The organism is Massilia sp. NBRC 108631, assembly GCF_059704565.1.
In genome coordinates, this window is record NZ_BAAKJE010000235.1 from 1 (window position 1) to 8013 (window position 8013).

An 8013-nucleotide genomic window follows, 5' to 3' on the forward strand; every position below is an offset into this window, starting at 1 on the left:
GGTGGCGGCGCCGGCGCCGCCGGCGGCTCGGAGCGCGAACAGCCGCCCGCCCCGGCACAGGCCAGCACGGCCAGCGCCACCAGCAGCGGGCGTCCGGCGACTTGTCTAGTGCGATGCGTTCCGCTCATGGCTCCTGCGCCCGTTGTCGGCTTGCTTACGCGCTGGTGATCTCGATCTTCCTCGGTTGCGCCTGCTGGGTTTTCGGTATCCGCACGTTCAGCACCCCGTTCTTGAGCTCGGCCGTGGCCTGCTCGGCATCGAGCTCCCTGGACAGGGAAAACGTGCGCTGGTAGTACTGCTGCTGCACCTCGGCATAGCGCGATTCCATGTCGCCCGGAACGGCCATGCCGAGTTCGCCTTCAATGATCAGGCTGCCGGTCTCGAGCCGCAGTTGAAGCTGGTCCCTGGACACGCCGGGCATGTCGGCCAGCAGCGTAATGCCGCCTCCGTCCTCGATCACGTCGACCGGCGGCCGCAGCGGGCGCGGCCCGGCCGCCGTGGCGCGGCGCTGGCCTTGCTGCTGCAGCTCGCGGCCCTGGGCGCCGCCATCCTGTCCCGGGTTGGCGGCCTGGTTCTGGCTCTGTTGCTGGTCCTGCGGCTGATTGCTTTGCATGATGACATTCTCCCGTCAATGAACAGAAATCTGGCGCGCGGGCGGCGGTTGGCGCCGGGCAACGCTGACATGCAGCACGCCGTCGCGGTACTCGGCATTCACCGCGTCCGCATCGGCATCCTCCGGCAGGCTGATCACCCGTTTGAAGCGCCCCGCGAAGCGCTCATTGATCTGGACGGTTGCCTGCTGCGCCTGGGTGGACAGGTCATCCGCGCGCTCACCGGCAATGGTCAGCACGCCGCTCTCGATTTGCACATCGATACTGGCGGGCTCTAGGCCCGGCACGAAGGCGTACACCTCGACGCTGCGGGGCGTGGCGCCCACGTTCAGCGCGGGAAAGCCGCCGCGCCCGAGGCCGCGGATGCTGGGGCCGAAATCCAGGGCTTGCTCGATGTCGCGCTGAAAGCGGTCCAGTTCCGCGAACAAATCCCCTGGTAGCATTGATCGAAACATCATGACGCACCTCCTATTGAAAGTCAGTTCGACATGCGGCCGGCGCATTTGGTTCCATGTCGCGGCGCCGGCCCGGAAGATCGTTGCGCCGCACGCAGCAAGTTTGATCGCGCGTAGTACGCGCCGGCCGTTGCTCCGCAATAATCGGTTTTTTGGCTGGGACCGGTATGCGATGCGCAATTCTTGGCTTTGTCGGCGGTGCCGCGTGCCTGCAGATGCAGGCGGCGCTGCCCGCGCATGCGCCGGTGGCGCTGGCGGGCGCCGTCGCCGGGGCGGTGGCGCTGGCGCTGGCGCTGGCGCTGCTGCCGTTGCCGCCGCCGCGCAGGCTGCCGGTGCGGGTGCATTGGCTGCGGCACGTGCTGGCCGCGCTGATGGGCGCTGCTGTCGGGTTCTGCTGGGCGGCGCTGCTGGCGCAGGCGGCGCTGGCGCCCGAACTGGCCAAGGCCGATGAGGGCCGGGACGTCACGCTGGTCGGCACCGTCGCCAACCTGCCCAACCGCTTCGAGGGCGGCGTGCGCTTCAATTTCGCGGTGGAGCAGGTGGAACGGCGCGCGATGCGGGTGCCGCCGCTGGTCGCGCTTTCCTGGTATGCGGGCTATCGCGGCGAAGTGCTGGCGATAGGCGACGTGCAGCCGGGCGAGCGCTGGCGGCTGACTGTGCGCTTGCAGCGCCCGCACGGCAATGCCAATCCGTACGGATTCGACTACGAATTGTGGCTGCTGGAGCAGGGCGTGCGCGCCACCGGCTACGTGCGGCAGGATGGCCGCAACCAGCGCCTGGCGCCGTTTGTCATTGGCTTCACCAACATGGTGGAGCGCTGCCGCGCGGTGCTGCGGGCGCGCCTACAACGGGTGCTGGAGGGCAAGGAGTATGCGGGTGTGATCGTGGCGCTGGTGGTGGGGGACCAGCGCGGCATACCGCAGTCGGACTGGCAGGTGTTCAACCGTACCGGCATCAGCCATCTGATCAGCATCTCCGGCCTGCACATCACCATGATCGCCGGCCTGGTGGCGCTGGCTGCGTCGGCGCTGTGGCGGCGCTCCTTTTTCACGCGCGCGCAACTGCCGCTGCTGTTGCCGGCGCAGAAGGTGGCGGCGCTGGCGGGCATGATGGCGGCGCTGGCCTATGTACTGCTGGCGGGCTTCGGCGTGCCGGCTCAGCGCACGCTGTACATGCTGGCGGTGATCGCTGTGGCCCTGTGGAGCGACCGGCTCACCAGCGTTACGCACGTGCTTTGCCTGGCGGCCGGCGTGGTGGTGCTGCTCGATCCCTGGGCGGTGATGTGGCCGGGATTCTGGCTCTCGTTCGGCGCCGTTGCCGCCATCCTGTACGCCACCGTGGGACGCACCGAAACGCATCACCTCAGCGGCGACATGGTGGCGCTGGGCGTGGGCGCGGCGATTGCTGGCGCAGCCGGCAGCGGCACGCGGCCGCACGGAGCGGCGCCAGCGCAGCCGCACCGCCCGCCGCGCCGCCAGCCATTGACGCGCCGCCAGCGCTGGATGGCGGACCTGAAGTTGGCCGCGCGCGTGCAGTACGCCGTCACGGTCGGGCTGGTGCCGTTGACCATGCTGCTGTTCGCGCAGGTCTCGGTGGTCAGTCCGCTGGCGAACGCGGTCGCCATTCCCGTGGTCAGCCTGCTGGTGACGCCGTTGGCGCTGGCGGGCGCCGTGCTGCCCGAGCCGCTGGCGGCGCCGCTGCTGCACCTGGCGCACGCGATGGTCTGGCTGCTGGCGCAGGCGCTGCAGTGGCTGAGCGCGAGCCGCATCGCCGTCTGGACCGCGCCGGTGCCGCCACCCTGGGTATTTTGCTGGGCCTTGTTCGGCACCGCGTGGATGCTGGCGCCGCGCGGCTGGCCGGTGCGCTGGCTGGGCCTGGTGACGTGGGTGCCGCTGCTGGCTGCCGTGCCCAGCCATCCGCCCGAGGGAGAATTCAGGGTGGTGGCGTTCGACGTGGGGCAGGGCATGGCGCTGCTGGTGGAGACTGCCGGCCATCGGCTGCTGTACGACACCGGTCCTGCCTACACGCCCGAGTCCAACGGGGGCAACCGCGTGATCGCGCCTTACCTGCGGGCACGCGGCATCACCGCGCTGGACGCGCTGGTGGTCAGCCATGCCGACGCCGATCACGCGGGCGGGGCGCTGGCCGTGATGGAGGCCGTGCGCGCGGCCTGGACACTGAGCTCGCTGCCCGCCGGCCATCCGGTCGTGCGCGCCGCACCGCTGCACACGCGCTGCCAGGCCGGCCAGGCATGGACCTGGGACGGCGTGCTGTTCGAAGTACTGCACCCGGCCGCCGCCAGCTACGGCGATGCCGCGCTGAAGAACAACGGCCGCAGCTGCGTGTTGAGGATCAGTGCCGCCGGCAGGGCGATGCTGCTGGCGGGCGATATCGAGGCGGCGCAGGAGGCCGAACTGCTAGGCCGCGCCCCTGGCCGGCTGGCTGCGGACGTGCTGCTGGCGCCGCATCACGGCAGCGGCACTTCCTCTACGCCCGCGTTCCTGGCGGCAGTGCGGCCCGGTTACGCGATATTCCAGGTTGGCTACCGCAACCGTTATCACCACCCGCAAGCCCAGGTCTACCGGCGTTACGGCAGTCTGGCAGCGCACCGCCTGCGCACCGATGAATCCGGCGCCATCACTCTGGTGTTCGGCGGCCGGCTCGGCGTGGAGCGCTACCGCGCTGCTTATCCCCGTTATTGGCGGCAACCATGACCGCCCAGGTCTAGATTGAATATCCGAGACGGCAGCGTATTTTTATCCGTGCAGTTGGTAAGGCGGAAGAATTAAAATAATTAATATTAATTCTCACCGAATCTCACTAATGGATATAATATTTGTTTCCTGATGGAATTCAATATGTTTCAATTGAACTGCATGTCGAAGATGCTTCCATATTGATAGTAATCGTCCCGTAAACTATTACTTGCCATGGAGGAGCTAACATGCCAAGATATTTCCGGACCTCCCTATGTGGCGTGATTTTTTATTCTGGAAATCGACATGAACGGTGAGCTAGAGGCGGGGTTGGAAAACCTGCTCGATTCAAATGTGGCTGAAGACGGCGCTCAGTCCGGCATAGAGGACATCGTAACCGACGAGGAATCGTTCGGCATACGGCTGGTGGATACGCCGGAGGGCCGCAACAAGGCCAGCATGCTGATCCACAAAATGTACGCCTGGCGCGGCTTGGCCGGGACCCACGCACTGACGCCGGACCCCAACCGCGTCACCCTGATGGCGCACCGGCGCGGCGACGCGGTCGGCACCTTGACCCTGGGCCTGGATTCGCCGTCCGGCCTGCTGGCCGACCAGCTATTCAAGGACGAGATCGACGCATTCCGCGCGCGCGGCGCCCGGGTTTGCGAAATCACCAAGCTGGCCTTCGACATGGGGGGCACGTCCAAGAGTTATCTGGCGGCCCTGTTCAACCTGTCGGTCATCTTTGCGCGCGACATCCATGCCTGCGACTACATATTCATCGAGATCAGCCCGCGCCACCGTGGTTTCTTCAACCATATGCTTGGCTTTGAGCAACTGGGTGAGGAAAAGGTCAACCCGCGCGTCAATGTGCGCGGCATCCTGATGCACGTGGCGCTCGACTATATGACCGAGCAGACCCGCCTGTATGGCGGCAAGGGTGCGGCGGCGGTCGGCGTGCGCTCCTTCTTCCCCTTGTTCTATTCGCCACGCGAGGAGCAGGGCATAGTCAACCGGCTCAGGCAACGGAACGGATGACCATGGCGGACACCTCAGGCGGCAATGCCGAATTTGTGTACGAGCAAGCCTTTTCGCGGAATATCGGTTGGGTTACAGCAGCCGAGCAGGCCGCCCTGCGCGGCAAGCGGGTGGCCATTGCGGGGGCGGGGGGCGTTGGCGGCTGGCATTTGCTGGCGCTGGCGCGGCTGGGTATCGGCGCCGTCCATATTGCCGATTTCGACCGCTTCGATATCGTCAATTTCAACCGCCAGGCAGGCGCCTTTGTCTCCACACTGGGCTTGCCCAAGGTGGATGTGGCGGCCCGCATGGCGCGCGACATCAATCCCGGGATGGCGGTGCGGGTGTTCCCGCAGGGCGTGAATGCCGGCAACCTGGGCGACTTCCTTGACGGCGTGGACCTGTACGTGGATGGCCTGGATTTTTTCGCCTTCGACGCGCGCGCAGCCACCTACGCCGAGTGCGCCCGGCTTGGCATCCCCGCCACCATGGCAGCGCCGCTGGGCATGGGAGTGGCCAGCCTGAATTTCATGCCAGGCAAAATGACTTTCGAAGAATATTTCAGGTGGGGCAATTTGCCGGACCCGGAAAAAGCCCTGCGTTTCCTGATCGGCCTGGCGCCGGCAGGGCTGCACCGGCCTTACCTGGTCGAGCCGGCGGCAGTCAATCTTCCCGAACGGCGCGGCCCGTCGACGGTCATGGCTTGCCAGCTGTGCGCCGGCGTGGCGGTGACGCAGGCGCTGAAGATCCTGCTCAAACGCGGCAGGGTGCTCGCCGTGCCGCACGCCACCCAGTACGACGCCTTCCGCGACAAGTTGGTGCGCACCTGGCGGCCGGGCGGCAACCGCAATCCACTGCAATGGCTGGCGATCCGCATCGGCCGTTATTTTTACAGCACAAGCCTGCGCCAGCCATGACACAGAACGCCACCGTAATGCAGATCCTGGACTTGGCACGCTGGGCGCCCAGCGGCGACAACGTGCAGTCGCACCGCTTTGAAGTTGCCGGGCCACACCATGTGGTGATCCATGCGCGCGATACGCGCGCCGACTGCGTCTACGACCTGGATGGCCACGCCAGCCAGATCGCCCTCGGCGCCTTGCTCGAAACAATAGCGATCGCGGCCACGGCGCACGGCTGGGCTGCCAGCGCTGTCCGCCGCGTCCGCGCGCCCGAGTTGGACGAGGAGCTGATATTCGACGTCCATTTCAACCCGTTGGCAGGCCTGCCGCCCCATCCGATGCTGCCTTTCATCGTGACCCGCGCCGTGCAGCGCCGGCCGATGAGCACCCGCCCGCTGGGCGCTGCGGACAAAGCGACACTGGAAGAAGCCGCAGGTCCGGATTACGCAGTGCACTGGCTGGAAAGCCGCGAGGAAAAGTGGCGCGCGGCACGCCTGATGTACCGGAACGCCCGCCTGCGGCTGACCATGCCGGAGGCCTACGAAGTGCACAGGCGCATCATCCACTGGGGGGTGTCGCATAGTCCGGACCGGGTGCCGGACCAGGCGCTGGGTGCGGACGCGGCCACCCTGCGGCTGATGAAATGGGCCATGACAAGCTGGTCGCGTTTATCCAAGGTCAATGCCATGCTGGGAACCTGGGCGCCGCGGCTGCAGATGGACTTGCTGCCCGGGGTGCTGTGCGCAGCCCATTTCGTACTCCAGGCGCGCCGCGCGCCCGCCAGCGTGGACGACTTCGTCGATGCAGGCAGGGCGGTGCAACGCTTCTGGCTGCGCCTGACGTCGCTGGGCCTGTACATGCAGCCCGAAATGACACCGCTGATCTTCGCCCGTTACATCGACGAAGGGCGCCGGTTCAGCAAGCTGGACGCATTGCAGGCGCAAGCTGCCGAGTTGAAGGCCGAGACCGAGGCCATGACCTGCGGCGCCGGGCGCCACCCGGTTTACATGGGGCGCCTTGGCTTCGGGCCGGCGCCGGTGTCGCGCGCTGAACGCAAGCCCTTGTCGGAGTTAATGCTGCCCTAGTTCCGCCGCTCCCGTTTTAATCTCCCTGTGACAATTCGCGTATTTATTCCAGGTGTTTATTCTCGCCTGTAGATCCTGCGTGGCCGCTGCATGGGGAAATAATAAAAAATTCTATCGGATTGTTTCAAGTTTCCAATACGTAATAATAATTATTAAAATGAAGCGGGTGTCGGAAATTCTTACATATAATATTTTAAAACAACCGTTAACTTTTTGAAGTTACAATTAAGTCGCTGTTTTATAACATTATTAAAATCCAGGCATGGTCTTTGCTGAGTTGTTGCGTGGCCACTTTGTAAACAAGGTCATATTTTATTTTTTAACAGTTCTAGCGTCCCTCTCTGGAGATGAAATGAAAAAACCATATGCAACACTGCGGCGCGGCACCGGCCGCGCACTGCTGGCGGCGGGCTTGCTCGCCGGCGCCGGCGCCGGCGCCGCTGTCATGCCGGTCTTTACGGTCTCGCCCAACCTGGGCGGCGTGCTGAGCAATAGCGGCCAGCCATTCCAGGCCTCTGCCATCAGCGGCTTCTCCTCCAACCGCATCGCCCACACGGGTGTGAACCACAATTACACCACCGACGGCTATGCCATTTTCACCGGCTTCTCCCTGAACAGCCTGCCGGTGTCCGGCACCGTGAGCCGGGTTAACTTCGACTATGGCCTGTATGCCGTGTTCCACCAGGACCTCAGCTGCAGCGGCGACCTGTCGCCCGGCGTGAACTGCGTGACGACCGGCATGACCTTCAGCCTGTACGCCGATCCGGGCAACGACAACACCTACAATCCCGCCACCGTCGCGGCCAACGCGTCGGTGAATACCCAGAACTCGGCCGATATCCTGCTGGCTTCGTCCAACCAGCTGATTTCCGGCATCGGCGGGCTCGACCCGCTGGGCGGCGCTTACCAGAACCTGAACATCGGCTGGACCCTGACGGCGGCCGGCGCAAGCTATTTCACGTCGCCCGATCCCTTCTACAACGCTGCGTTCACGGCGTTCAACAATACTTCGCAAGGGCTGAGCTGCGACACCGCCAACTGCATCGGCGCCAAGGTGGTGGCGATCGATTCCGAGGCCGGTATCCTGGACTTTAACGCCGCAGCCGTTCCCGAACCCGGCGTGCTGGCCCTGACCGGCATCGGCCTGCTGGGCATGGGCATATTGCGCCGCAAAACGCCAACGGCGCGCTCTGCGCGGCTGGCTTGAGCAAAGCTGGTTAAGTGGTGCATGCAGGATCGGCGGC

At 65.2% G+C, this 8013-nt stretch carries 7 protein-coding genes; 5 read left to right on the forward strand and 2 right to left on the reverse strand.

Translation table 11 applies throughout. The features are described from left to right. Positions 1–154 precede the first annotated feature (154 nt). Together AC6H42_RS25505 and AC6H42_RS25510 are read right to left on the reverse strand one after the other, a co-directional pair. Complete coding sequence (locus AC6H42_RS25505; protein WP_497549251.1) at positions 155–613, reverse strand: Hsp20/alpha crystallin family protein; 459 nt, start codon at positions 611–613, stop codon at positions 155–157. 15 nt (positions 614–628) lie between these two features. Then, the gene (locus tag AC6H42_RS25510) at positions 629–1066 is read right to left on the reverse strand and encodes an Hsp20/alpha crystallin family protein (protein WP_057157330.1); all 438 of its coding nucleotides are present in this window, start codon (positions 1064–1066) and stop codon (positions 629–631) included. A gap of 167 nt (positions 1067–1233) precedes the next feature. On the opposite strand from AC6H42_RS25510, the gene AC6H42_RS25515 reads away from it, so the two are divergent. The 5 genes from AC6H42_RS25515 to pepA all read left to right on the forward strand — a co-directional run bounded on the left by AC6H42_RS25515 (position 1234) and on the right by pepA (position 7976). Then, on the forward strand, positions 1234–3780 hold the full coding sequence (locus AC6H42_RS25515) for a DNA internalization-related competence protein ComEC/Rec2 (RefSeq protein WP_497549252.1): 2547 nt from the start codon (positions 1234–1236) through the stop codon (positions 3778–3780). Between the two features lie 288 nt (positions 3781–4068). Continuing rightward, positions 4069–4803, forward strand: coding sequence for an N-acyl amino acid synthase FeeM domain-containing protein (locus tag AC6H42_RS25520; RefSeq protein WP_497549253.1), 735 nt, complete (start codon positions 4069–4071; stop codon positions 4801–4803). Positions 4804–4805: 2 nt separating this feature from the next. After that, entirely contained in the window at positions 4806–5699 is an 894-nt protein-coding gene (locus AC6H42_RS25525; RefSeq protein ID WP_497549254.1) for a ThiF family adenylyltransferase, read from the forward strand. After that, positions 5696–6769, forward strand: a complete 1074-nt coding sequence (locus tag AC6H42_RS25530; RefSeq protein ID WP_497549255.1) for a nitroreductase family protein — start codon at positions 5696–5698, stop codon at positions 6767–6769. Before AC6H42_RS25525 ends, AC6H42_RS25530 begins: the two co-directional genes overlap by 4 nt. Before the next feature lie 352 nt (positions 6770–7121). Further along, a complete protein-coding gene (pepA, locus tag AC6H42_RS25535) occupies positions 7122–7976 on the forward strand; it encodes a flocculation-associated PEP-CTERM protein PepA (RefSeq protein WP_497549256.1) in 855 nt (284 codons plus the stop codon). Positions 7977–8013: the final 37 nt, after the last annotated feature.

Coding starts and splice junctions, on each gene's coding strand:
- AC6H42_RS25510 (WP_057157330.1), bottom strand. CDS start 1,066: ATGTTTCGATCAATGCTACCAGGGGATTTGTTCGCGGAACTGGACCGC.
- AC6H42_RS25515 (WP_497549252.1), top strand. CDS start 1,234: ATGCGATGCGCAATTCTTGGCTTTGTCGGCGGTGCCGCGTGCCTGCAG.
- AC6H42_RS25520 (WP_497549253.1), top strand. CDS start 4,069: ATGAACGGTGAGCTAGAGGCGGGGTTGGAAAACCTGCTCGATTCAAAT.
- AC6H42_RS25505 (WP_497549251.1), bottom strand. CDS start 613: ATGCAAAGCAATCAGCCGCAGGACCAGCAACAGAGCCAGAACCAGGCC.
- pepA (WP_497549256.1), top strand. CDS start 7,122: ATGAAAAAACCATATGCAACACTGCGGCGCGGCACCGGCCGCGCACTG.
- AC6H42_RS25525 (WP_497549254.1), top strand. CDS start 4,806: ATGGCGGACACCTCAGGCGGCAATGCCGAATTTGTGTACGAGCAAGCC.
- AC6H42_RS25530 (WP_497549255.1), top strand. CDS start 5,696: ATGACACAGAACGCCACCGTAATGCAGATCCTGGACTTGGCACGCTGG.